The organism is Nocardia sp. NPDC004278, from assembly GCF_053602975.1.
Window position 1 is genome coordinate 231,931 of record NZ_JBSGEQ010000007.1, and the last position, 26,329, is coordinate 258,259.

Sequence of the window (26,329 nt, forward strand, 5' to 3'; positions counted from 1 at the left end):
ACTGAGCACAGTTAACTGCTAGCATTACTCTGGTTCGAGAATCTCAACGGCGGGTTGGAACCCTGGATCTCCCGCCGGATGCGATGTCTACCTGGTGTTGGAGTATTCGGAGCGGGTCGCGCAGTTGTTCGGATTTCAAGGACGATTGTGGGGTGATGGAACTGTCGGTAGCTTAATCTGACTGATCATGGTAAGTATTAGCCAATGTGTTGCCGATCTACTGACCTGAAGTGCTCCTTCGAGCTCTGATGACATGTCCAACCGCGTTATAGCTACCCTGACAGCGCGGCGAGCGTCTGCGCTGCATTTGCTGCTGGATGCCGAATCGTACTCGAAACTTGTGACTTTAGTCCCTGGGATTGTGCCACGGGCGACTTCACGATGGACGGATGACCGAGAGGTCCGACCGGTTGGAGCGTCGCGCATGCGTCGGCGAAATCGGGTGCCGATGTCACGCCGACGCTTCCCTGGGCATGCAGTCTGGTTGTCGTCACTATGTTGCAAAACTTCAACAAGCTGATATCGGCAACTTCACGGCAATAGCTGAGCTTCTGCAATGAGTGGTATCAGCGGAGGTCGAAATGGACCAATCGAAGAGCGGCGACGATGGCAGTCCGGACTCGTCGAAATCGTTGCAAACCGGCCCATTCAGTTTTTCCGGAAACCCGGATTCGGGTAACGGTTCCAGCGCGCGCTCCAATGGTGATGGGTCCGCGCGACGGCCGTCATTCGTGCTTCCGCTGACCGCTGCACAGCGGGGAATCTGGTTTGCCCAGCACCTCGCGGAATCGTCGCCGATATCGGTGGCCCAATACGTCGAGATCACCGGCGAGTTGGACACGGAGTTGCTTGCCGAGGCCTGCAGAACCGCCGGTCGCGAGTTCGGATCCGGACATATGCACCTGATCGAGGTCGACGGAGAGCCACGTCAGTTCGTCGACGAGGACCACGGCGGTCAGGTGTCGGTCCTGGACTTGCGCCGGCACGCCGATCCGGTTGCGACTGCGCACAGACTTATGGTTCAGGATTATTCTGCTCCGCTGGACCTGCTGCATGACGACCTGATGACGAGCATTGTGTTCCAGGTCGGCGAGGGTCATTTCCTGTGGTACCAACGCGCGCACCATATCGCGCTCGACGGATTTGCCGCGGTAACCATGGTGCACCGGATAACCGAGCTGTACAACGCTTGGGTGCGGTCCGAGGACGCGGCGCCGTGCACGGCGCAGGACCTGGGGGACATCGTCGAGCAAGATCTGGCGTACCGAGGTTCGGAGCGATTCGACAACGACCGCAAGTACTGGCTGGAGCACCTGGCAGGCGCGCCTCCCGTCGTCAGCCTGGCCGGGCGGGTGGGCAAGCCGACCATTCATCCGGCGCTGGTCAGCGCCGAACTTTCCGACGACACCGCGCAGTTGCTGGAAAGCGTCGCGGTCGAGTACGGCCCGAGCGTGACTCCGATCATCGTCGCGGCGTTCGCCGCCTATCTCGCGCGGATGACCGGAAGCGATGAAGTATTGCTGAGCCTGCCGGTTTCGGGTCGGCACTCCGCCGGGCTGCGCCGTTCCGGGGGGATGGTGGCAAATGTGGTCCCGCTGCGAGTGCAGGTCGCCGGCCGCAGCGTCGGTGAACTGATCGCCGCCGTGTCGAGCGAGCTGACGAGTGCTCTTCGGCGGCAGCGCTATCGCCAAGAGGACATATTCCATGACATGGGGATTGCGCGCGACGAGACGGCATCCTTCGGGCCGGCCGTGAACCTGATGATGATCGAGAACGAGGTTGTGCTCGGCAATACGACAGGCTGCCTGAACGTCCTCACCTCGGGCCCGACCGGCGACCTTTTCGTCAATATCTATCCGGGTGCGGGCAAAGACAGTACCCATATCGACTTCCAGGGAAATCCGAATGCCTACAGCTCCGACGAGCTCGCTGGTCACCACCGCCGGTTCCTCATGTTTCTGCGCGAGTTCCTCGCCGGGGGTAAGGGATGTCCGATCAGCAGACTGCCGCTGGTCGAAGTGCAGGAACGGTCTGCGCTGCTGCCGGTGCGGGGGCCGAGCGGGGTCGAAACACGGCTGCTTGCGGAGATTCTGACCGAGAGTGCGCACCGGAATCGTCGTGCGTGCGCGATCGCCTCGGCCGGGCAGACGATGACGTACGGCGAGCTGGACACCAGATCCTCCCAGCTGGCCCGGGATCTGATAGCTCTGGGGTGTGGCCCGGACACGGCGGTGGCGATCATGCTGCCCCGCTCGGTCGAATCGGTCGTGGCGACATGGGCGGTCGCGAAATGCGGTGCCGCCTTCGTGCAGTTGTCCCCCGAGTATCCGTCGAAGCGGATAGACCACGTGATCGCCGATAGTGGCGCAACAGTGGCGATCACGGTCGACGCCCTGCGCGGGCGACTCCCGCAGGAGATACACCGTGTGGTTCTCGACGACCCCGCGACCCGGTGGGAATCCGACACCGCGGGCGGGCCGATTTCCGACGATGACCGTATCCGCCCACTGCGGCCGTCCAACGTCGCCTACATCACCTACACCTCCGGATCCACCGGAACGCCGAAAGGCGTCCAGGTCACCCACACCGGCCTCGCGAATCTCATTGCCGACCGCGCCGCCACGTACGGCATCGACACGACATCGCGCGTGTCCTATGCCCTCTCGCCCAGTTTCGACGCCTCCCTCGAGCAGTTTCTGACCTGCTTCGCGAACGGATCCACGCTGGTGATCGTGCCGCCCGAGGTGACCGGCGGTGAGCCGCTGACGCAACTGCTGGCCGACGAGCACGTGACACACCTGACGCTGACGCCCACGGTGCTGGCAACCGTGGACCCGCATCCGATGACCGATCTGCGGGTAGTCGTGGTCGGGGGCGACGTATGTCCACCGCACGTCATCGAGCGGTGGACACCGCTGTTGTCCATGTACAACGAATACGGTCCGACCGAAACCACCGTGACCGCCGTCTCCGCCATGGTGAAACCCGGCCGCGCCCACACAGTCGGTGGCCCCATCAGCGGCGTCTCGGCGATGGTGCTGGACCGCACGCTGCAACCGGTGCCCAAGGGCACCGTGGGCGAGTTGTATCTCGCCGGACCGGGATTGGCCCGTGGATACAGCCACCTGTTCGTCGAAACCGCCGCCCGGTTCGTCGCCGATCCCTACGGTGCTACCGGCGAGCGGATGTACCGCACCGGCGATATCGCGCGCTGGGCCGGCGACAACGCCGAAATGACGCTGGAATTGATGGGGCGCAGCGACTTCCAGGTCAAGATCCGCGGATACCGGATCGAACCGGGTGAAATCGACGCCGCGCTCACCACCCACGAGGACGTGGACCTTTCGGTCACGGTGCCGGTGCAGAACAACGCCGACACGACCGTGCTGGCGTCCTATGTCGTCCCGGTCAGCGGCCACCGGATCGATCCGCTGGAACTCCAGCGCTTCGCCCGCGCTTCGCTGCCGCCGCATATGGTTCCGGCAGTGATCCTCTCGCTGGACAGCTTCCCGGTGAACGCCGTCGGCAAGCTCGATCGCAGCGCCTTGCCGAGGCCCGAGTTCGGGACCGCGCCGGTCGGTCGGGCGCCGGCCACCGCCCGGGAAAAGACGGTCGCAAGGCTGTTCGCCGAGGTGCTCGGCGTGCCTCTGGTCGGGGCGGACGACAGCTTCTTCGCCCTGGGGGGCGACAGCATTCTGTCGATCCGGCTGGTGGCGCGGGCCAAGGCCGAGGGCCTGAGTTTCTCCACACAGGATGTGTTCGTGCACAAGACCGTCGCGGGCCTGGCGGCCACGGCGACGGAAGTCCGCGATACCCCCGAATTGGCCGAGTTGCCCGGTGGCGGTGGAGGGCCGATGCCGTTGTCGCCGATCATGCACGCAATGGTCGATCGAGGTCATTACGACCGATTTGCGCAGGCCGCGCTCGTGCAGCTGCCCGAGCGGGTCGATCGAGCGGGTCTCGTGCGCGCATTGGGATCTCTGCTGGACCGTCACGACATGCTGCGTGCGGTACTGCGCGGCGGCGGTTCGGTTGAAAGGTACGTCGAGGTGCTCGATCGGGAAGCGGTCGATCCGGACGCCGCGCTCGTCGATGTTCGGCTCGATCGACGTGACGCCGTCGAAGTCGACCGGCACCTGCAGAAGGCCGCGGATCGATTGGACCCCGGCAGCGGTGTGCTCGTTCAGGCCGTCTGGATTCACGATTGCGACGGCTCGGGACCCGACCTGATGTGGCTGGTGATCCACCATCTCGCCGTCGACGCGGTGTCGTGGCGCATCATTCTCGCCGACCTCGCGCAGGCCTGGTCGCAGATTTCCGACGGCGGCGAACCGCATTTCGGCCCGGTCACCACCTCATTCCGACGGTGGGCGCACGGCCTGGTCGAGCGGGCGCCGGGCAGGCGGTCGGCGGAGCTCGACCTGTGGAAAGACGTACTCGAGCGAGGTGATCAGCCACTCGGATCGCGTCATCTGGTCCCGGATCGTGACATCGGGGCCACCGCGGGCCGGATACAGCAGCGCATCCCGGCGGCGGTTGCCCATACGGTTCTCACCGCCATTCCGGACCGCTTCCACTGCAGTGCCAACGATCCGCTGCTGGCGGCCCTGGTACTGGCGCTCGGTGAGTGGCGGCGCAGGCGCGGTACGGCGGCGGCCGCCGGAGAGCTGATCTCGGTGGAGGGACATGGTCGCGAGGAGCGGGCCGTACCCGGCGCCGATCTCAGCGCCACCGTGGGCTGGTTCACCACACGCTTCCCGGTCCGGATCGAATGGGAGAGTGTCGACCTCGATGACGCACTGTCCGGCGGCATCAGCGCGGGACTGGCGATAAAGCAGGTGAAGGAGCAGCTGCGCGCGGTGCCCGGTAACGGCATCGGCTATCAGATGCTGCGTCATCTAGATCCCCGGGGGAGCGCCGAGCTCGCCGACCTGCCCGAACCCGAGATCAGTTTCAACTACCTCGGGCGGGTGGGTGTCGGTGAACGCTCGGGGCCCTGGGCACCCACCACCGAATTCACCGCACTGACCGCGACGAGCGATCCGGGGATGGCGCTGGCCGCCGCGCTCGATATCAACGCGATAGCCGAGGAAGGTCGCGACGGCCTCGAAATCCACGCGACCTGGGAGTTCGCCTCACAGGTGTTGCGTGGCGAGGAGGTCGACGAACTCGCCGGGCTGTGGGTTCGCGCCCTGGGGGCGCTTGCCGATCACGTCCGATCCGACACCACACCCGGCTTCACCCCATCCGACTTCCCGCTCGTCGCGGTACCGCAGGACGATATCGACAACTGGCTGCGGGAATACCCGTCGATGACCGATGTGTGGCCCCTCACCGCCCTGCAGTCCGGGCTGCTGTTCCACACGGTCTACGACCGGGACGGCGAGGACGGCTACATCGTGCAGGCGGCGCTGACATTTGCCGGGCAGGTGGATGGGGAGCGGATGCGACGGGCCGCGCAGGTGCTCATCGACCGGCACGACAGCCTGCGGACCGCGTTCGTCGAAAGTGCCGATGGGCCACGTCAGATCGTATTGCGCGACACCAGGGTCGATTGGGGCGAGTCGAGTGTCGGCGATATTAGCGATGTCGGGCAGCAGGCGCAGGCACTTCGGCGACTCGCAACGGCGGCTGCGGCTGCGTTCGATCCGGCCCGCCCGCCGCTGGTGCGTTTTCACCTCGTGCGCACCGGCGTCGAGATGTTCCAGCTGCTGGTCACCAACCACCACCTCGTGCTGGACGGCTGGTCGATGCCGCTGCTGATCCACGAATTGCTCTCGTTGTACACATCCGATGGCGATACCGCCGAGCTCGCACCCCCGCGTTCGTATCGAGAGTATCTGCAGTGGCTACAGATTCAGGATCGCGACGCCGCAACCGCCGCGTGGCGGGAGATGCTCGCCGGAATCGACAGTCCGACCCGGGTCACCAGCGGGTCCGATCGGACGATCACCGCGGACGCCGGTGCAGTCGGCCTGAATCTGGACGCCGCGACCACCGCCGCGATTCTCGATCTGGGCCGCTCGCACGGCGTCACTGCCAACACGGCCCTACAGGTGGCGTGGGCATTGCTGGTGGCCGTCCTGACCGGACGGTCGGACGTGGTGTTCGGCAATACGCTGTCGCAGCGCCCGCCGCAGCTTCCGGATGTCGAGCGCATGGTGGGGCTTCTCGTCAACACGCTGCCCGTCCGAGTCCGGCTCCAACCCGACGAAACCGTCGGCGACCTGCTCGTCCGCGTGCAATCCGAGCAGGCCGCAATGCTGGACTACCAGCACATCGGCTTGGCGGAGTTGCAACGGGCCACCGGTATCACCGATATGTTCGACACCGCGACGGTGCTCGAGTCCTATCCGCTGGACCGGGAACTGTTGGCGCGCAATCTGTCCGACGCCGGATTGCGGCTCGTCGGGATCGACGCCCACGATGCCACGCCGTATCCGCTGAGTTTGCAAGTGACCCCGCCGCGGTCGAGTCGCGACGGCCGAGCCGATGCCGACGAGCCCGGCACCTTCACGGTGACGGTGAAATTCGCCACCGATCGATTCGAACCGGACGATGCCCGCACGCTGCTCGAACGATTCGAGCTGCTGCTCACCCAGATCGTCAATGATCCCGCCAGGAAGGTCGCCGCGATCTCCTCCTGCTGGAATTCCGAACGGGCGGAACTACTTTCGGTTGGCAGCGAGGATGCGGCCGCGGAGTTCGTGCTCCGCGACATCCTGTGGGGGACCGCGCGCAGGTATCCGGATGCCGTGGCTGTCCGGTGCGATGACACCGCGTGGACCTATCGTGAGCTGGAGCGTCGCGCCGACGGGTTGGCTCGCCTGCTGTCCGACCACGGTGCCCACGCCGAGTCGATCGTCGCATTGGCCGTTCCCCGTTCGGCCGAACTGATCGTTGCGATCTGGGCGGTCGCGAAGACAGGTGCCGCCTTCCTGCCATTGGATCCCGGTAACCCCGCCGTGCGGATCGCGGAGTTGTTGTCCGACTCGCGGACCGGTCTGGGCGTAACGACCAGCGCTGTGGCACCGCAGCTTCCGGATACTGTCGACTGGTTGATCCTGGACGCTTCGGATTCGGACGCTCGGGAGGGTCTACCTCGTCCGTCCGATATCCCGGCCGAGGCCGACCGGCTGTCGGCCGACAATGCGGCATACGTGATCTATACCTCCGGATCGACCGGCAAACCGAAGGCGGTCCAGCTCAGCCATCGCGGTCTGGCCGACCTGGTCGCCGCGCAAGTCGACGCCTTCGGTGTGGATACGAATTCGGTGGTGTTGCAGGTCGCTTCGCCAGGATTCGACGCCTGCCTGTCGGAGTTGCTGTTGGCGCACAGCAATGGCGCCTGTCTCGTCGTGGCGCCACCGGAGGTGTATGCCGGGGCCGACCTCGAGGAATTGCTCGGGTCGCAGCAGGTTTCACACGCGATCATCACCCCGTCCGTGCTGAACACCCTGGATCCGTCCCGGACGCCGTCATTGACATCGCTGGCGGTCGTCGGCGAAGCGACCGGGCCGGACACCGTCGAGCGGTGGGGCCGCGGGCGACGGCTGATGAATCACTACGGACCGACCGAGTGCACGATCTGGGCCACGGGGTCGGATGTCCTGGTACCCGGCGAGCCGGTGACGATCGGTGGCCCGATCCGAGGCGCGTCCGCGGTGGTTCTCGATATGTGGCTGCGACCGGTGCCGATCGGTGTCGCGGGCGAACTCTATATCGGTGGGCCCGGACTTGCCCGCGGGTACGTCGATCGACCGGGCGTGACGGCGTCGCGCTTTGTTGCGGATCCGCGATCCACCCGCGGCGAGCGGATCTACCGCACCGGTGATTCCGTGCGCTGGGTGCGCGGACGCGCCGGGTTGGCCCTGGAATATTTGGGCCGCTGCGATCAGCAGGTCAAGATTCACGGCCTGCGGATCGAGCCGGGGGAAGTCGATGCCCATATCGCGCGACATCCGGGGGTGGCGAGCGTCGCCACTGTTGCGGTGAAAGCGCCTGCGGGCGAACCGGTTCTGGTGTCCTATGTCGTCTTCGCGCCGGGCGCTGCCGTCGATGTGGCGGCACTCGGCGACGATCTCGCGGGCAGGCTACCCCGCTATATGAATCCCGCGGCGATCGTGCGGCTCGATGAGATGCCGCGCACGCCTACCGGAAAGATCGATCGGAAAGCATTGCAGCGGCGCACCTTCGATTCCGACACCGCGGGCGGCAGACCGCCGTCGACGCAGCTGGAGCAGGTCGTGGCGAAGCTCTTCGCCGATGTGCTGCATATCGACACGGTGTCTGCCGATAGCAACTTCTTCGCGCTGGGCGGGGACAGCATCGTCTCGATGCGGCTGGTGGCGCTGGCGAGATCCGCCGGGCTGACGCTCACGCCGCGAGATGTATTCGAAGGCAAGACAGTTGCCGCCCTCGCCGAACTGGCGGGCGGCGACGCGCCTGCCGCGACCATCGAGGAACCCCCTCGACTCCCGACGGCCGATCGCGCCGCGGATCTTCCGCTCGTCGCACTCACCCAACAGGACATCGATCGGCTCGAGCGGCAGTACCGTGGCCTGTCCGACGTATGGCCGTTGTCGCCCACGCAATCCGGGATGCACTTCCACTCGACGTTCGACCCGGATGCCGGGGACAACTACACCGTCCAGACGATGATCGGATTTTCCGGTGCGGTCGACGCCGAGCGCCTGCGACGTGCGGCTCAGGCCGTGGTCGACCGGCACGATATCCTGCGGGCCGCCTTTGTGCAGACCTCGGCCGGGCCGTGCCAGATCGTGCTGGACCATGCCGAGATCCCGTTCCGGGAGATCGATCTCGCCGGTGGTGGCAATGCGGAACCCCCGGCCGATCCGGAATCGATTGCCGCAGCGGACGCGGCGGCGGGGTTCGACCTATCGGCTCCTCCGCTCCTGCGCTTCACGCTGATCCGCCTCGATGCGGTGTCCTTCCGGCTGCTCGTCACGAATCACCATGTGATCCTGGATGGCTGGTCGATGCCGTTGCTGATGCGGGAACTGCTCGACTACTACGGATCTCCCGCACATATCGACTCCGCCGGATCTGCTCCCTCCTACCGCGACTATCTGTCCTGGCTGGGTCGGCAGGACGGCGCCGCATCCAAAGCGGCATGGGCGCAAGCCTTTTCGGATGTCGACGCACCCACCCGGGTGTCCCGCGCGGCTGGCGCGGCGGGTTCCGTATCCGCCGCCGAGGTGGTGGCCGAGCTGACCGCCGATCGTTTCGGAGAACTCCGTCGAATGGCGGCGGAGGCTGCCGTCACCATCAATACCGCGGTCACCGCGGCCTGGGCCCTGAATCTACGGCTACTGACCGGTGATACCGATGTGATCTTCGGCTCCTCGGTGTCGGGCCGACCCCCGGAGTTGCCGCTGGTCGATCAGACGCTCGGCATGTTCCTGAATACGATTCCCGTGCGAGTCCCGCTCGAACCCACAATGACGGTACGCGCATTGCTGACCCGCATTCAGGCGCAGCACGCCCGCATGCTGGAGCATCACCATATCGGCCTATCCGAGATTCACCGCAGCGTCGGCCTGCCCGAACTCTTCGACACCGCCATTACCTTCCAGTCGTTCCCCGTCGACCGGGCGGCACTGCAGCAACTCGTCGATTCGGCGGGCCTGCAGGTGGACGAACTCAGCGGTGTGGACGCAACGCCATACCCGCTGAGCCTGGCCGTGGAACCGACACAGTCCGAGGACGGCGACGCACAGGGACTGCGGATCACCCTCCGATTCCACGACCACGCGTTCGACACCGCGTCGGCGCGCCGCATCCTCGACCGCTTCGTCGAGTTGCTGTGCCGAATCGGCGCAAACGCCGACCTGCGGCTGGTCGAGCTGCCGCTCGACGAGGAAGCGGGACCCACATGGCCGGTTTCGGGTGCGGAAGCCACGATCCCGGACACGTTGGACCGGATACTCACCGCTTCCGTTGTCGCCGACCCCGACGCGATCGCCGTGCGGTGCGGTACCGCCGCGATGACCTATCGGCAGCTCGACGAGCGATCCGCTCGTCTGGCTCGGGTCCTGCTGCGGCACGGCGCTCGGCGGGGACAGGTCGTTGCCGCCGTGCTTCCGCGATCCCTGGCGGCGACGGTCACCGTGTGGGCCGTGGCGAAGACCGGTGCCGCATTCCTGCCGATCGATCCGACCCTGCCATCGGAGCGGATCGAATTTCTGCTGTCGGACTCGGAAACCGTGCTCGGGCTGACCGATACGTCCGCCAGGAAGCATCTTCCCGACGGCATCGACTGGCTGGTCCTCGACGAGGAGCAAACGCTCGACGCCGTGGACTCGGTTCCGGCCACGCCGATCACCGATGCCGAACGCGGCGGACCGATCCGGCGGGATCAGATCGCCTACGTGAGCTACACCTCCGGATCGACCGGAACGCCCAAGGGCGTACTCGTCAGCCATCGTGGCCTGGCCGATATCGTCGCGGCGCAGCGGCGAATACTCGGTATCGACCCGATGTCGGTGGTGCTGCAGGTCGCCTCGCCGAGTTTCGACGCCTCGGTATTCGAGTTATTGATGGCGCACGGCTCGGGCGGTCGGCTGGTCGTATCGTCGGCCGATGTCTACGCCGGACCCGAGCTGGCGGATCTGATCGGGCGCGAACATATTTCGCATGCCGTGGTGACCCCGTCGGTGCTGGCGACAGTCCCGTGCGACGGTCTCGACGAGCTGCGCGTGCTGGCAACAGCCGGTGAGTCGGTCGGGCCGGAACTGGTCGATCGGTGGGCGCCGCATCGCACCATGGTCAATCTCTATGGGCCGAGCGAAGGCACCATCTGGGCTACCGCCGGTGATGCACTGGTACCCGGTGCCGCGATCACGATCGGCAGGCCGGTCGGCCCCGTCGCGGCCGTGGTGCTGGATACCTGGTTGCGGCCCGTGCCATACGGTGTCGCGGGCGAGCTCTACCTGTTCGGAGCCGGGCTGGCCGATGGGTACATCGCCAAGATGGGGTTGACCGCGGCGCGGTTCGTCGCATACCCGTTCGGGGAGCCGGGGCAGCGCATGTACCGCACCGGTGATGTGGTGCGCCGCAGCGCCGATGGTGAGATGGAGTTCTTGGGGCGCAACGATTTTCAGGTGAAGGTGCACGGCACCAGAGTCGAGCTGGGCGAGATCGATGCGCTGCTGGGTGCGCGTGCGGATGTGGCATATGCGGTCACCGTGCCGCGCCGCGATGGCGGGCGACCGGTGCTGCTGGTGTCCTATGTCGTGCCCGCTACCGGGATACAGGTATCGGGCGAGGAGTTGCGTGCGGCACTGGTCGAGGTGCTGCCCCGGTACATGGTGCCGTCCGCGGTGATGGTGCTGGACGAGGTGCCGCTGACCGCCAACGGGAAGCTGGATCGCGAGCGGCTGCCCGAGCCGGTTGCCCTCGCCAGCGAATTCCGGGCGCCATCGCCAGGATTGGAAGAGCTGGTCGCGCGGACATTCGAGCAAGTCCTCCAGGTGGACCGGGTGGGAGTCGACGACGACTTCTTCGCGCTGGGCGGCGATTCGCTGAGCGCCGCGCTGGTGGTGGCGCGCATAGGCGCGGCCATGGACCTGCGAGTGCCGGTGCGGTCGGTATTCGAGGCGCCGACCGTCGGCGAATTGGCCGCGCGCGCAGGGTCGCTCAGCGGTGCGGGCCGGTTGCCCCTGCTGCCCGGAGTGCACCCCGACCCGGTACCGCTGTCGCTGGCACAGCAGCGCATGTGGTTCCTGAACCGGTTCGAGCCGGACTCTGCGGCATACAACATTCCGGTGCTGCTGCGGTTGTCGGGACGGCTGGATACCGCAGCGTTGGCGGCCGCGCTCGCAGATGTGATGGCACGTCACGAGGTACTGCGGACGATATATCCGGACGTCTCGGGTGAGCCGCGGCAGGTCGTTCTCGACGAGCCCGCGGTGTCGGTGGAGCCGGTGCGGGTGTCGGCGGATTCGGTCCCGGATGTGGTGGGCGAGTTCGTGCGGCGCGGATTCGATGTGACCGTCCGAGTGCCGATGCGGGTGGGATTGTTCGAGCTCGACAGTGACACCGGAGAATTCCTGCTGGTGCTGGTGGTCCATCACATCGCCGGTGACGGTCAGTCGATGGGGCCGCTGGCCCGTGACGTAATGACTGCGTATGCCGCGCGACTGGCCGGACACCCGCCGGAATGGGAGCCGCTCGCTGTGCAGTACGCGGATTTCGCGTGGTGGCAGCGGCAGATGCTGGGGGCCGCAGACGATCCGGCATCGCTGATGTCCGCGCAGTTGGAGTTCTGGCGCTCGACGCTCGCGGGCGCTCCGGACCGGCTGGAACTACCGGCAGATCGACCACGCCCGGCCGTCGCATCACTATCGGGAGGCCGGGTACCGGTGGAGATCGGTGCGAGGCTGCACGAGCGGCTGCTCGCGCTGGCACACTCGCGGGGGTCGTCGCTGTTCATGGTGATGCATGCCGCGCTGGCAACGGTATTGGGGCGGCTCAGTGGCAGCGATGACGTAGTGATCGGCACCCCGGTCGCGGGGCGGGGCGAGCCCGGTCTGGACGATCTGGTCGGGATGTTCGTGAACACCCTCGTATTGCGGACCCGGGTGGATACGGGCGAGCCGTTCGCCGAGTTGCTGATGCGGACCCGGGAGACGGACCTGTTGGCGTTCGAGCACGCGGACGTGCCGTTCGAGCGGGTCGTGGAAGAGTTGAACCCGGAGCGGTCGGCGGCGCGGCATCCGTTGTTCCAGGTGGCCCTGGCGTTCCAGAACGTGTCGACGGTCGACGTGGCGCTGCCCGGCGTCCGGGTTGCCCGGGCGGATGTGGATACCGGGGCGAGCCAGTTCGACCTGCAACTGGTGCTGTCCGATTCTTTCGGCAATGCCGGTGTGGCGCAAGGTATCTCGGGAATGATGACCTATGCGTCGGAGCTGTTCGACGAGGCGACCGCGGCGGGAATTGTCCGACGGCTGGTGCGGGTGCTGGAAGCCGTCGCCGACGACCCGGCCGTCGTGGTCGGAGATATCGACTGGCTGGAAGCCGACGAGCGCGCGGCGCTCACGTCACGGGTAGGGGCGTCACGGGTAGGGGCACACACCGTGGCGGCGCTGGAGCCGTCCGGATTGCTGCCGGAGGTGTTCGCCTCGGCCGTCCGCGACAACAGCGACGGTATCGCCGTTGTCGCGGGGGATGCCACATTGTCGTATGCACAGCTGGACGAACGATCGAACCGACTGGCGAGACTACTGATCCGCCGTGGTGCCGGACCGGAGACTCCGGTGCTGGTTGCGGCGGCGCGGTCGATGGAGTCCGTCGTCGCGTGGTGGGCGGTGGTGAAGTCGGGTGCGGCACACGTGCCGGTGGACCCCGGCTATCCCGAGGGCCGGATCGCGCAGATGGTGTCGGATTCCGATGCGACGCTGGGGGTTACGGTGTCGTCGGCGCGTGCCCAGGTGCCCGATTCGGTGGACTGGATCGTGCTCGACGACCCGGCCGTCGCCGCGCAGATCGACGCGGCGGCGAGCGGCCCGATCGGCGACGACGAGCGGACGCGGCCACTGCGGGCCTCGGATATCGCCTACGTGATCTTCACCTCCGGATCCACCGGGGTTCCGAAGGGCGTCGCCAGCACACATGCCGGCATTGCCGACTTCATCTCGGGGTGGCGCGCCGACCGCGAACTCCGGCGCACGTCCAGGGTGTTGCATTTCGCGTCGCCGTCGTTCGACGCCGCGCTGATGGAGATCCTGATTGCGGTCAGCCGGGCCGGCGCACTGGTCGTGGCGCCGACCGGAATCTACGGCGGCGGTGAGCTGGCCGAGTTCCTGCGCGTGCAGCGGATCACCCACGCCTTCATGACCCCGGCCGCCCTCGCGTCGGTGGATCCGGCCGGGCTGGACGAGTTGCGGCTGGTGATGTCCGGTGGTGAGGAGGTCCCGGCGGATCTGGTGCGCCGATGGGCGGGCACCGATATCGCAGGCGCCCGGAAGTTCCAGGTGCTGTACGGGCCGACCGAGGCCACGATAGTCGCCACGGCGACGGGTGCACTGCAACCGGATGACCGGCTGACGATCGGTGCGCCGCTGCCGGGAATACAGGCGCTGGTCCTGGATGCCCGGCTGCAGCCGGTGCCGGTGGGGGTGGCCGGAGAGCTGTATCTGGCGGGCCCGGCGCTGGCGCGCGGATATCTGAACAAGGCGGTTACCAATGCAGCGCGGTTCGTGGCGCATCCGTTCGCAGCACCGGGACGCCGCATGTACCGCACCGGTGATGTGGTGCGCTGGAATACCGAGGATGCCCTGGAGTTCCTGGGGCGCAACGATTTCCAGGTGAAGATCCGTGGTTACCGGGTCGAGCTGGGCGAGATCGATGCGGTGCTGAGCGCGCGGGCGGAGGTGGCATACGCGGTCACGGTGCCGTGGCATGCGGGCACGGGTCCGGCGCAGTTGGTGTCCTATGCGGTGCCCGAAAACGGGGCGAGCCTATCGGGTGAACAGTTGCGGGCGGCGTTGGCCGAGGTGTTGCCGTCATACCTGGTGCCCGCCGCGGTAGTGATCCTCGATGCGGTCCCACTGTCGCCGAATGGCAAGCTCAACCGCGCGGCCCTGCCCGCACCCGTCGTCCAGGCCAAGCGATTCCGGGCCCCGGCGTCACCGGTGGAGGAAATAGTTGCCGGTGTATTCGCCGACGTCCTCGGCATCGACGGTCCGGTAGGCGTCGACGACGATTTCTTCGAACTGGGTGGCAACAGCCTGGTGGCCACCCGCGTAGCCGCGCGGATCGGTGCCGCGCTCGACGCGACCATCCCGGCATCGATGATTTTCGAGGCGCCGACGGTTGCCAGGTTGGCCGCGCGCGCCGAATCGCAGGCCGCCACCGGTCGGGTGGCACTGACCGCACAGCCACGGCCGCAGCGAATTCCGCTGTCGTACGCACAGCAGCGGATGTGGTTCCTGAACCGCCTCGAACCCGGCTCGGCCGCCTACAGCATTCCGATCGTGCTACGGCTATCCGGAAAGCTGAATCTCGACGCGCTGCGTGCGGCCATCGATGACGTGCTGAACCGGCACGAGGTACTGCGGACTGTATACCCGTATGCCGAGGGCGAGCCGTTGCAGGTTGTCCTTCCCGTCGCCGAGGCACTTGCACCGATATCGGTGACCTCGGTCACGGAACCGGAGCTGGCCGAGTCGTTGTCGGCGTTCGTCTCGACGGCGTTCGATGTGACGGTCGACGCGCCGGTGCGGATTCGGTTGTTCGAACTCGGGCCGAACGAGTGGGTCCTGGCCGTGGTGGTGCACCACATTTCCTGCGACGGATCGTCGCTCGGCCCGCTGGCACGGGACATGATGACCGCGTACACCGCGCACCGGCTCGGGGAGACGCCGAACTGGCCGCTGCTGCCGGTGCAGTACGCCGACTACGCGATCTGGCAGCGGACGGTGCTGGGCACCGAAGACGATCCCGAATCGCTGCTACGCGCCCAGATCGACTACTGGACACTCGAATTGGCGGGGCTACCGGTGCTGCTGGAGCTGCCGACCGACCGACCGCGTCCACCCGTGCAGACCTATGCGGGCGCGAGCGTACCGATAACTCTCGATGCCGATCTGCACGCGGGATTGCAGCGGATCGCGCGGGCACACAACACGACGCTGTTCATGGTCTTCCACGCTGTGCTCGCGGCCACGCTGGCCCGGCTGGCCGGTAGCGACGATATAGCGATCGGCACTCCATACGCTGGACGCGGCGAACCCGAACTCGACGATCTGGTCGGGATGTTCGTCAATACCCTGGTGCTGCGGACCCGGTTGACCCCGGGGATGACCTTCACCCAGCTGCTCGAGCACGTGCGCGGGACGGATCTGGCCGCGTTCGGGCACGCCGATGTTCCGTTCGAGCGGCTGGTGCAGGAGCTGAATCCGGTGCGGTCGCATGCCCATCATCCACTGTTCCAGGTGATGCTGGCATTCCAGAACGTCGGCACGGCCGAGTTCGAACTTCCGGGGCTCTCGGCGTCGGCCGTGACCGCCGACGCCGACACCGCACTTTTCGATCTGCAGATCACGGTGTCGGATTCCTACGACTCCACCGGTGCCCCGGCCGGTATCGGCGGCGCGGTGACCTACGCGAGCGACCTCTTCGACGCGATGACGGTGACCACGATCGTCGATCGCCTGCTGCGGTTGCTCGGCGCACTGGTGACCGATGCGGCACAGCCGGTGCACGAGGTGGACCTGCTCGGCGCCGATGAACGGGAAGCCGTTCTGACGCAGTGGAATTCGACCGACCGCAGGCTCCCGCCCGGCGAGACGCTCACCTCGGTCTTCGCCCACTCCGTGCATTCGTATGCGGACCGGCCCGCGGTGATATTCGGCGAACAGTCGCTGACCTATGCGGAATTCGCGTCTCGCGTATACCGGTTGGCGCGGTGGTTGATCTCGCGCGGAGTGGGGCCGGAGTCGTTGGTGGCGCTACGGATGGGGCGTTCAGTGGACCAGGTCACCGCCATGTACGCGGTGCACGCCGCTGGCGGTGGGTACGTGCCGGTCGATCCGGACCTTCCGGATGACCGCATCGCGTACATGTTGTCGATCGCCGCACCGGTGCTCGAGCTGTCGTCCCTCGATGGACTGGAGCTGTCCGGATTCGATGATGCGCCGGTCACCGACGCCGATCGGGTCGCACCGCTGCGGCCGCACAATGTCGCTTATGTGCTCTTCACTTCCGGGTCGACCGGGCGGCCGAAAGGCGTTGCGGTATCGCATTGTTCGGCGGTCAACCAGGTGCGGTGGCTCAGCGGGACCTACGCGCTGACGCCGAATGACGTCATAATGCTGAAGTCCCCGGCCACGTTCGACATGTCGGTGTGGGAGCTGTTCGCAACACTGGCGGTGGGGGCGCGGCTGGTGATCGCGCGAGCCGACGGGCATACCGACCCCGCCTATCTCGCCGAAACCATTGCCGCCCAGCGGGTCACGATCACCGCGTTGGTGCCGTCGATGCTGGCGGTATTTGCGGACGCGGCGCCTGCGGGGTCGCTGGAGTCGGTGCGGACGCTCCTGGTGGGCGGTGAGGCATTCGGCCCCGAGGTGGTGGCCGCGGTGCGGCGAATAGTGCCCGGGGTCGAGTTGCACAATCTGTACGGGCCGACCGAGTTCACCGTGTGCGCGACCGCGCATCGGGTGACCGAAGCCGACAGCGGGAGCATGCCGATGGGCACACCGGTTTGGAACACGCGGGCATACGTACTCGACAACCGGTTGCGTCCGGTGCCGCCCGGTGTCGCCGGGGAGTTGTACTTGGCGGGCGCCCAGCTCGCGCGCGGCTATCGGTCACGTCCAGGCCTCACCGCGGAACGGTTCGTACCCGACCCGTACGGTGACGGCCGACGCATGTACCGCACCGGCGACTTGGTGCGCTGGCGCCACGATGGCGAATTGGAATACCTGGGCCGCACCGATTTCCAGGTGAAGCTGCGCGGCCTGCGCATCGAACTCGGTGAAATCGAGGCGGTACTTGCCGAGCATCCCAGCATCGCCCGGGCGATCGCGGTGGTGCACTCGACCGGTGCGGTGGACCACCTCGTCGGCTACCTCGTGCCTGCTGCGGGCGCCACGGTAGACACCGCAGCGGTCTCGGCGCACGCGGCAACCAAACTGCCCGACTACATGGTGCCCGCCACGATGATGGTGCTCGACACGGTGCCCCTCACCGCGTCGGGGAAGCTGGACCGCACGCGGTTACCGGAGCCGATGCTCGCAGTAGGGGAGTTCAGGGAGCCCTCGTCGTGGCTGGAAGGGGAGGTCGCCCGGGCCTTCGGAACGGTACTCGGCGTGGATCGGGTTGGCGCCGATGACGACTTCTACGCGTTGGGTGGTAACTCGCTGAAGTCGGTGCAAGTGGTCAGCGAGTTGCGCAAGGAACTCGACTACGAGATTCCGATCAGCTGGATGCTGTCGGATCATTGTCCGGCCGACCTGGCAAAGCGGATCGAATCCGGAATGCGCTCGGCTCCGGCGGTCGACCGGACCGATGACGGTTTCGACGTGCTGCTGCCGATCCGGACCGGCGGTGAGCGAGCGCCACTGTTCTGTATCCACCCGGCGGTGGGCCTGTCGTGGTGTTACCGCACACTCGACCGTTACCTCGCCGACGGTCGACCGATCTACGGCCTGCAGGCGCCACAAATCGGCGGCGAGATCCCCGGTCCCACGTCGATCGAAGAAATGGCCGAACGCTACTTCGACGAGATTCGCGCGGTTCAGCCACACGGCCCCTATCACCTCCTCGGCTGGTCGCTGGGTGGTGTGATCGCCCATGCCATTGCCGTCGAGATGCGCGCCGCCGGTGAACAGGTTGAGCTGCTGGCGCTGTTGGACGCCGAGGTGGACGGTGTCGACGAGTCGACGCTGCGCGCCGTCACGCCCGGAGAACTGATCGGCAATCTCGGCCCGGTCATGGGCGTCGACTTCGTGAGCCCCGATGCGACTGCCGAGGAGGCCGCCGACCTGATCGAACGGCACCTGGGAGGCAGCCTCGGTATCGACGCCGCACGGATCGAGCGCCTGACCGACGCTTACAACCTAGCGGTCCGGGCAGCCGGTGCGTGGCGGCCCGCGGTCCTGGACAGCGACATGCTCTACTTCGCCGCGACATGTGAAAGGCGATCCGATGCTGCGGGTCACGAGGGATGGGCGCGGGTGGTCCGGGGTCAGATCTCGGTTTTCGACATCGATGCGACCCACCTCGCAATGACCGAACCGGATGCGATTGCCCAGATCGCCCGGATTCTCAATGCACGACTGGATCGATGATTGCGTCTATTTCGGTGAGGTGTGGGCGAACCGAATCCATCGGTTCGCCCGTCCGCTCACGGGAGGGGCGTGGTGATGCCCACTACCACCCCGACCGACGCCCCGAGTGCCCCACCGAGCACGGCGGCAGGTCCGGCAATAGCGGCGGCGCCGACGGCCGCGCCGAGGAGCGGGCCGGCAATCAAGCCGGTCGGCATGAACGGGATACCGGCGACGAACCCGGCGGCCGCGCCGACCGCGCCAGCGGCCACCGCTACGGGTGCGAACACTCCCGCGGCGAGGCCGGCACCGATTGCCGCACCGACGCTCGCGTCCACGGCGGTGATGGAGCATCGGCGGGGATCTACCGGGACGTGCTCGCAGAACGCCTGGATCGGCTCCTGATCCACGGCCGGCGGCGCGTCCGGCACGTCCACCGCCGCGATTCGGGTCCAGCTGTCGGCGGCGAGCGGATTCACTGTGCCGAGGACACGATCGATGCGGTGCGTACCGACCGGCGACTGGCCGAGTAGAGCGAGCAGGGTCGGCGACGGGAAAGGATCTTGCCCGTGCTCATGGCGCGTCAGCGATAGCCGGTCCGCTGTCGTCGGTGGCGTGGCAGGTGCCTGCGCGGTGCCATACGGGGATGCGCTGGCTACTCCGGTGCCGAGAACGACCGCAATCGGCAACATGCTCGCAATCAATATCGGACGCGATCGGCACCAACGACCGGCTTCCGGCATTCCGCACCTCCTGGACGTCTATCCCGACCTCGAGTATTTGTCGCACGTTGCGGCGCAGTCAGCTTAAGCGGCCGGGGCCGTCAGGGTAGGGAGAAATGCCGAATTCTGCGGGCATCTGGCAAATCTGTGGCTATGTCGAGTTTGTCGCGCTATCCAAATGCGCCGGATCGGTACCCCGCCGTGCTGGCCGGCCCGCCGTGCGCTGACGTCAGCCCGCCGAGTGCACGGTAGCGTCCGGAGCTTCCAGTCCTGTCGGCGCAGGGAAGACGTCGGCGATGGACAGCGAGCGCGCATGGGCCTCTAGGGGTGTCGATGATGATGTCTTCGAGCGCGACGGCTCTGCCCTGCCGGGCCGGGGCGCGAATATCAACCTCGTCATTGTCAACCATTACGCACAACTTCGAGATCGGTTGTGGGTCAAGATATCCCGCACAATGAGAACGTCCAGTGGCAAACGCAGTGCGGATTCGGTGGTTTTGCTCGGCGCTGGACTCCTGGGCGGCCCGGATCGGGCGCACGGCCGCTTCGCTTCTATTGAATATTGCAATTAGCGCTATTATTTACGCATCCATCTTCGCATCGGCGAATCGCGTGCAACTGTATCGCCGTTAACGTAATTTCGAAGGTGTTCCACGATCGTTGCTGCGAAAGTCGCGGAATCTTATCCCATCATTCAGCGCTACCTTGGTGTTGTTTATCGCAACCCAAAGGTGCTGGTTAAAGCACATCAAGGGTTGTGGATTACTGCCCGGCTTCGCCAATAAAGTTCATGGCACGCCTCGATACATTCCGGCGTCGAGCCCATTTACCCGTGAACCCATATAGGAGAAGTTCTATGGCTATTCAACGTTGTAGCAACTGCGCTGCAATGGCGCGTGCGTCCGAGCGAGTCGTCTTCGGCAGGCGTGGGGTCTTGAAATGAATCGTTCGTTGATCATCGCTCGGGTACTTCCGCACGCTGCTTCCCGCGTTGCCGAGATCTTCGCCGAATCCGACGCTACGGATCTGCCGCAGATCGCAGGCGTCGCCCGGCGAGAGCTCTACGTCCTGGGTGATCTCTATGTGCACTTGCTGGAGACTGCGGAACCCGGCGCGGCCGCAATCGGCACGGCTCAGCAGCATCCGGAGTTCGCGCGCGTGAGCTCCCGGCTGGGTGAATTCATTTCACCCTACCTTGCGACATGGCAATCCCCGGCGGATGCGCGCGCCCACATGTTCTACAGCTGGACACCGCAAACCGGTCCCACGCTGGATATTCCGAACCGACCGGAGTCGGATGCCGACACAAAATGGAATGAGGAGAAGTAAGTGTCCGCAACATTCACCATTGAAACCCTCCGCGCGATCCTGGACAAGCACGTCGGGGTCGATATCAGCCCGCACGAGTTGCAGTCGGCAGACAGTTCGACAATGGCGGAACTCGGCGTAGATTCGCTTGCCGTCTTCGAGATCCAGAGTGTTGTGGAACGCGACTTCGACATCAGGTTGCCCGCCGAGCTGATCGATATGACCGGTGGCGAATTGGTCCGGTACGTCGAGCGTGCAGTGAACCTGGAGGTCGCGTGATGTCCGGCCACACAGAAAACACGATCCACATCGACGCCCCCCTCGACGTGGTGTGGAACTCGACCAACGACGTGCGAACCTGGCCGGAGCTGTTCTCCGAATACGCCGCCGTCGACGTTCTCGCACAGCACGGCGACACCGTCCGATTCCGGCTCACGATGCACCCGGACGAGGCGGGTCGAGTATGGAGCTGGGTCAGCGAACGAACCGTTGACCCGATCAATCGAACCGTTAACGCACATCGCGTGGAGACCGGACCGTTCGAGTACATGCGCATCCGCTGGCACTATGCCGAGTCCGGAGCGGGCACCCAAATGACCTGGGTCCAGGACTTTCACATGCGACCAGGTGCACCGCTCGACGACGCTGGCATGACCGACCGAATCAATACCAACAGCGTGATCCAGATGCAGCTCATCAAGGAAAAGGTCGAACGGCGCCACGCCGTGGAATCCGGCGCCCAAGCTGCACCGCCGCAGCACCTATCGGGCGAATCCGTCAGCGCGCCGAGCGTTCGACCCGGCCGCGTCGATGCTTCAGACCTTCCCGCCGACCGCCGCCGGGGAGGTGAGATCAGGACTGTGCTGAGCCCGAAAACCGTCGGCAGCACGTCCGGGTTCACCGGCGTTGCCACATTGGCGGCGGGCGAGCGCATCGCCGAGCACTACCACCCGTATTCGGAGGAGTTTCTGTACTGCGTACAGGGGGACCTCGCCGTCGACCTCGACGGCGAGGAGTGGTCGGTGACAGCGGGGCAGGGACTGTTCATCCCGATCGGCGTCCGGCACCGGTTGCGCAATGTCGGGACCGAGACCGCGAGCGTCGTCTTCCATCTCGGACCACTCGCTCCACGACCCGAACTCGGCCACGTGGACACCGAACCGTCGGAGCGTGCCCCGGTGACAGCGGAGAGAGCTCGATGACCCGGGTCGCCGTCACGGGGATCGGGGTCGTCGCTCCAGGCGGAATCGGACGCAGGTCGTTCTGGGACTGTTTGTCGTCCGGGCGAACAGCGACCCGTCGGATCAGTTCCTTTGATCCGACGGGGTTTCGCTCCCAGGTGGCGGCGGAATGCGATTTCGATCCGCAGGCATACGGGTTGTCGCCCAGGCAGGCGCGCCGCTGTGATCGGATGACCCAGTTCGCGCTCGTTGCCGCCCGCGAGGCGATGGCGGACAGCGGCCTGGAGTTGTCCGACGCCGCGCGTGAGGTGTTCGGGGTGTCGCTGGGCTCGGCGGTCGGAGCGACCATCACCCTGGAGAACGAGTACGTGATCGCCAGTGACGGTGGCCGGGAATGGCTGGTCGACGAGGGGTCCGTGCTGCCACACATGTATCAGGCCCTCATCCCCAGCAGCATGGCCGCCGAGGTTTCGGCATTGTACGAGTTGCACGGTCCGGCAGCGGTCATCTCGACGGGCTGCACATCCGGGATCGACTCGATCGGTTACGGACTTCACATGATCGAAGACGGTGACGCCGACTTCGTTCTTGCCGGCGCATCGGACGCACCTATCTCACCGATCTCCGTCGCGGCGTTCGACGCGATTCGGGCGACCACCGATGACAACGATGATCCCGCGCACGCGTCCCGCCCCTTCGATATGACGCGGGCCGGATTCGTGCTCGGGGAAGGTGCGGCGGTGCTGATGTTGGAGAAGCTCGAACACGCCCTGGATCGGGGTGCCCACATCTACTGCGAGATCGGCGGGTATGCCTCGCGCTGCAATGGCTTCCACATGACCGGACTCCGCCCGGACGGGCTCGAGATGAGCATTGCCATCAGGGCCGCGATGGACCAAGCCCGGCTCGATCCCGATGCGATCGGATACATCAGCGCACACGGTTCGGGCACGAAGCAAAATGACCGCCATGAAACGGCCGCCTTCAAAAAGGCGCTCGGTGCGGCCGCCTATGAGGTGCCGATCAGCTCGATCAAGTCGATGGTCGGGCATTCGCTCGGGGCGATCGGCTCGATCGAAATGGCGGCCTGCGCATTGGCGATCGACACCGGCGTGATACCGCCGACCGCCAACTGGAGTAACCGAGACCCCGAGTGCGACCTGGACTACGTCCCGAACATCGCGCGCAACGCTGCCGTCGACACGGCGTTGTCGGTCGGCAGTGGGTTCGGCGGTTTCCAGTCCGCGATGGTCTTCACGCGTCCGGAGGAGTTGCGATGACCCGCCGAGCGGTGATCACCGGGATCGGCGTTGTCGCCCCGAGCGGCACGTCGGCGAGCGAGCACTGGAAAACCGTTATGGCGGGTGAGAACCGGATCGCACCGATCACCCACTTCGACGCCTCCGGGTATTCGACCACGCTGGCCGGAGAGGTGCGCGACTTCGTGCCGGAGCTACACATGGACCGCCGTCTGATCGTGCAGACCGACCGGTGGACGTGGATGTCGATGGCGGCGACAACGCAGGCCTTGGCGGATGCGGAGCTCGATCCGTCCAGCCTGGATCCGTACCAGATGTCGGTCGCGTTGGCGAGCTCGTCCGGCGGAAATCACTTCGGCCAGCAGGAGCTGCAGCGGCTGTGGTCAGGAGAGAAACGCACCGTCGGCACCTATCAATCGATCGCCTGGTTTTATGCGGCAAGCGTTGGGCAAACTTCGATTCTGCATCAGATGAAGGGTCCGTCGAGCGTCCTCGTCTCGGAAGCGGCGGGCGGCCTGGACAGCCTCGGATACGCAGCTCGTGCCATCCGTCGCGGAACCGACGTCGTCCTGGCCGGCGGCACCGAGGCGCCGCTGGGTCCCTACGCGCTTACCTGCTTGCAGCGCAGCGGATGGTTGAGCCGGCAAAAGGACCCCGCACGCGGATATCTCCCCTTCGATGTCGCTGCCGCCGGATATGTCCCCGGCGAGGGCGGTGCCATCTTCGTCGTGGAGGAAGAGCAGCACGCGCTGCGGCGCGGCGCACCGTATGTGTACGCGGAGGTCGCAGGGTATGCCGCCAACCACGACGGACGTACCTCCCACCCCTGCGGCGACATGACCGGCGAGCAGCCATCGAATTACCTTGCCGCCGCATTACGGGGAGCACTGCGGCGTGCGCAGACCTCGCCGGGGCGAACAGATGTCCTGTTCGCCGACTCAGCCGGTGTGCCTGCTGCCGACCGGGCCGAAGCCAACGCGATCCGCGCCGTCTTCCCCGACGGGGTGCCGGTCACCGGTCAGAAAGGACTGCTGGGCAGAGCAGCCCATGGCAGTTCCGCGCTCGACGTTGCGACCGCCGTGCTGGCAATGCGGGAGCAAACCTTGCCGGCGTTCGGGGCGTTGGTCAACCCGGCCCCGGGATGCGAACTCGATTTCATCGCTGCTCCACAACGAGCGGCCGTCCATGTCGCCGCCGTCGCAGCACGCGGATACGACGGCTTCAACAGCGCGTTGATTCTGCGCCGACCCGAAGGAGTCCGACAGTGAACGACAACGAGAACACCCGCGCCAGTCGGCTCGGATGCGCTGCTCTGCGACAGCGCGAGCATCCGACAACCGACACCCCCCCAGCCGTGCAGCAGACGCAGCTGAACCTGCGACTGACCGGCAAGACCGCGATCGTCACCGGCGGCACCCGCGGCATCGGCCTTGGCATCGTCCGCGCGTTGGCCGCACAAGGCGCACAAGTGACAGCGATCGGCAGCAAACCCAGTGACGCCGCCGCCGATCTCGCACGCGAACTGGACGAGGCCACCGCACCCGGCCGCGTGTGCTTCGCGAACGTCGCCGACCCTGCGGAAGTCGCCGCCATCGTCGAGACTGCCCCGGCCACCGTCGACATCGTCGTCAACAACGCAGGGGTCGTGTCGAATACGCCACTGCTGAAGATGGATCCGGCTGAATGGCACCGCGTCGTCGACACCAATTTGACCGGGATGTACCTGATGGTGCGCGCGCTGCTGCCCCGCCTCGGCGAGTCCGCGTCGATCATCAACATCTCCTCCGCCGTCGCGAATGTCGGAATGCCCAACCGGACGCACTACACCGCGTCCAAAGCCGGCGTGCACGGCCTCACTCGCTCGCTGTGCAAGGAATTGGGTCCACAGGGCATCCGCGTCAATACCGTCGCCCCGGGAATCATCGAAACCGACCAGATCATCGGTCTGACCGAACCTCAGAAACAGCGCTACGCAGCCCTGGCGGCCCTCGGCCGTCTCGGTCGCCCCGGCGACGTCGCCGGCGCCGTGCTGTTCCTCGCCAGCGACCTCGCAGAGTTCGTCAACGGCATCTGCCTCAACGTCGACGGAGGAATCTGACATGACCGTCTTGCGCGCCACCATTACCATGACCGTCGCCAGAAGCGACGCTACCCGCCTGCTCGCGGGCCTACGGCCGGTGTTCGCCTTGGCCGCACAGTCCCCGGGTTTCGTCCAGCAGTGCATCACCCGAGCCGTATCCGCGGACCCGGACATGTGTGTTTTCGTCGTCACCAGCGACTGGGCCGATGAGGGCTGCTTCCATGCCTTCGAACGCAGCCGCAAACAGGACGTCGCTACCGCTGCGTTGCGTGCCGTCCGCACCAGCAGCGACATGCAACTGAGCACGGTGAACGAACCGGCCCGTACCGGCCAGGTGATCGCATGACCGCGCGAGTGATGGTCCGAGCCCGCATACGGGTGGGCGAGGAAGCCGCATTCGAAGCCGCATATGCGCAGGTCACTGCGCGGGTGGCGGGTACGCCAGGCCATATTCGTGACGAGTTGCTGCGGCCGTGCGCCGACGACGACCACTACATCCTGCTGTCCGAATGGACCGACGAAGAGGCGTTCCTCGCCTGGGAAGACGCCCCGATCCATCGGCAGACCACCACCCCCATGCGTCCGTACTGGGCGGGGCGAGTCCGCCGCGACATCCACATCGTCGCGCACTCCAGCACCGCAAACACCCCCTCGCCCACGAAAACCGCCACGCCGGCGCCGGAGGGAGAACTCCGGTGACCGCGAACGCCCCACCCAACACACTCATCGAAACCGCCGCCCCGGACTCCTCCGACCCCCGCCCATCGACCTTCTCTGTGCTGCGCATCCTCGTCCGCGCACTGCAGTGGTTTCTCGACGGCTTATGCATTTACGGGCTCTCGCTGCACGGCTACAGCCGCGAGCAGGTCTCGGCCGCCGACCACAGCACCGGGGTCGCGTCATCGTTTTGATCACGGTCCCGGTGGCACGCCATGACGAATTCCTCGCCGCCGCCGACAACATCCCCGCCCCATCACACCAGTAA

The 26,329-nt window shown here is 66.1% G+C and carries 11 protein-coding genes; 10 read left to right on the forward strand and 1 reads right to left on the reverse strand.

Annotated features, from left to right (window positions below):
• Positions 1 to 581: 581 nt before the first annotated feature.
• Positions 582 to 18,815 (forward strand): amino acid adenylation domain-containing protein, encoded by an 18,234-nt coding sequence (locus ACWEO2_RS13815; RefSeq protein WP_452405606.1) that lies wholly within the window; start codon positions 582 to 584, stop codon positions 18,813 to 18,815.
• A gap of 56 nt (positions 18,816 to 18,871) precedes the next feature.
• On the opposite strand, the gene ACWEO2_RS13820 is transcribed toward ACWEO2_RS13815, so the two are convergent.
• Positions 18,872 to 19,486, reverse strand: coding sequence for a hypothetical protein (locus ACWEO2_RS13820; RefSeq protein ID WP_452405607.1), 615 nt, complete (start codon positions 19,484 to 19,486; stop codon positions 18,872 to 18,874).
• Positions 19,487 to 20,455: 969 nt separating this feature from the next.
• Between ACWEO2_RS13820 and ACWEO2_RS13825 the strand changes: the two genes are divergently transcribed.
• From ACWEO2_RS13825 to ACWEO2_RS13865, 9 genes are read left to right on the forward strand one after another with little or no spacing between them, the layout of a single operon-like run.
• The gene (locus ACWEO2_RS13825; RefSeq protein WP_452405608.1) at positions 20,456 to 20,845 is read left to right on the forward strand and encodes a TcmI family type II polyketide cyclase; all 390 of its coding nucleotides are present in this window, start codon (positions 20,456 to 20,458) and stop codon (positions 20,843 to 20,845) included.
• Complete coding sequence (locus ACWEO2_RS13830; RefSeq protein ID WP_354951411.1) at positions 20,846 to 21,103, forward strand: acyl carrier protein; 258 nt, start codon at positions 20,846 to 20,848, stop codon at positions 21,101 to 21,103.
• Positions 21,103 to 22,026, forward strand: a complete 924-nt coding sequence (locus tag ACWEO2_RS13835) for a cupin domain-containing protein (RefSeq protein WP_452405609.1) — start codon at positions 21,103 to 21,105, stop codon at positions 22,024 to 22,026. The genes ACWEO2_RS13830 and ACWEO2_RS13835 overlap by 1 nt, the downstream gene beginning before the upstream one ends.
• Positions 22,023 to 23,285 (forward strand): beta-ketoacyl-[acyl-carrier-protein] synthase family protein, encoded by a 1,263-nt coding sequence (locus ACWEO2_RS13840; RefSeq protein WP_354951415.1) that lies wholly within the window; start codon positions 22,023 to 22,025, stop codon positions 23,283 to 23,285. Before ACWEO2_RS13835 ends, ACWEO2_RS13840 begins: the two co-directional genes overlap by 4 nt.
• Complete coding sequence (locus ACWEO2_RS13845) at positions 23,282 to 24,532, forward strand: beta-ketoacyl synthase N-terminal-like domain-containing protein (RefSeq protein ID WP_452405610.1); 1,251 nt, start codon at positions 23,282 to 23,284, stop codon at positions 24,530 to 24,532. Before ACWEO2_RS13840 ends, ACWEO2_RS13845 begins: the two co-directional genes overlap by 4 nt.
• Positions 24,529 to 25,362, forward strand: coding sequence for an SDR family NAD(P)-dependent oxidoreductase (locus tag ACWEO2_RS13850; RefSeq protein WP_452405611.1), 834 nt, complete (start codon positions 24,529 to 24,531; stop codon positions 25,360 to 25,362). The genes ACWEO2_RS13845 and ACWEO2_RS13850 overlap by 4 nt, the downstream gene beginning before the upstream one ends.
• Position 25,363: 1 nt before the next feature.
• Positions 25,364 to 25,690 carry a hypothetical protein gene (locus ACWEO2_RS13855; protein WP_452405612.1) on the forward strand — a complete coding sequence of 109 codons (327 nt, stop codon included), beginning with the start codon at positions 25,364 to 25,366 and terminating at the stop codon, positions 25,688 to 25,690.
• Positions 25,687 to 26,043 (forward strand): antibiotic biosynthesis monooxygenase family protein, encoded by a 357-nt coding sequence (locus tag ACWEO2_RS13860; protein ID WP_452405613.1) that lies wholly within the window; start codon positions 25,687 to 25,689, stop codon positions 26,041 to 26,043. The genes ACWEO2_RS13855 and ACWEO2_RS13860 overlap by 4 nt, the downstream gene beginning before the upstream one ends.
• Entirely contained in the window at positions 26,040 to 26,255 is a 216-nt protein-coding gene (locus ACWEO2_RS13865) for a hypothetical protein (protein ID WP_452405614.1), read from the forward strand. Before ACWEO2_RS13860 ends, ACWEO2_RS13865 begins: the two co-directional genes overlap by 4 nt.
• Positions 26,256 to 26,329: the final 74 nt, after the last annotated feature.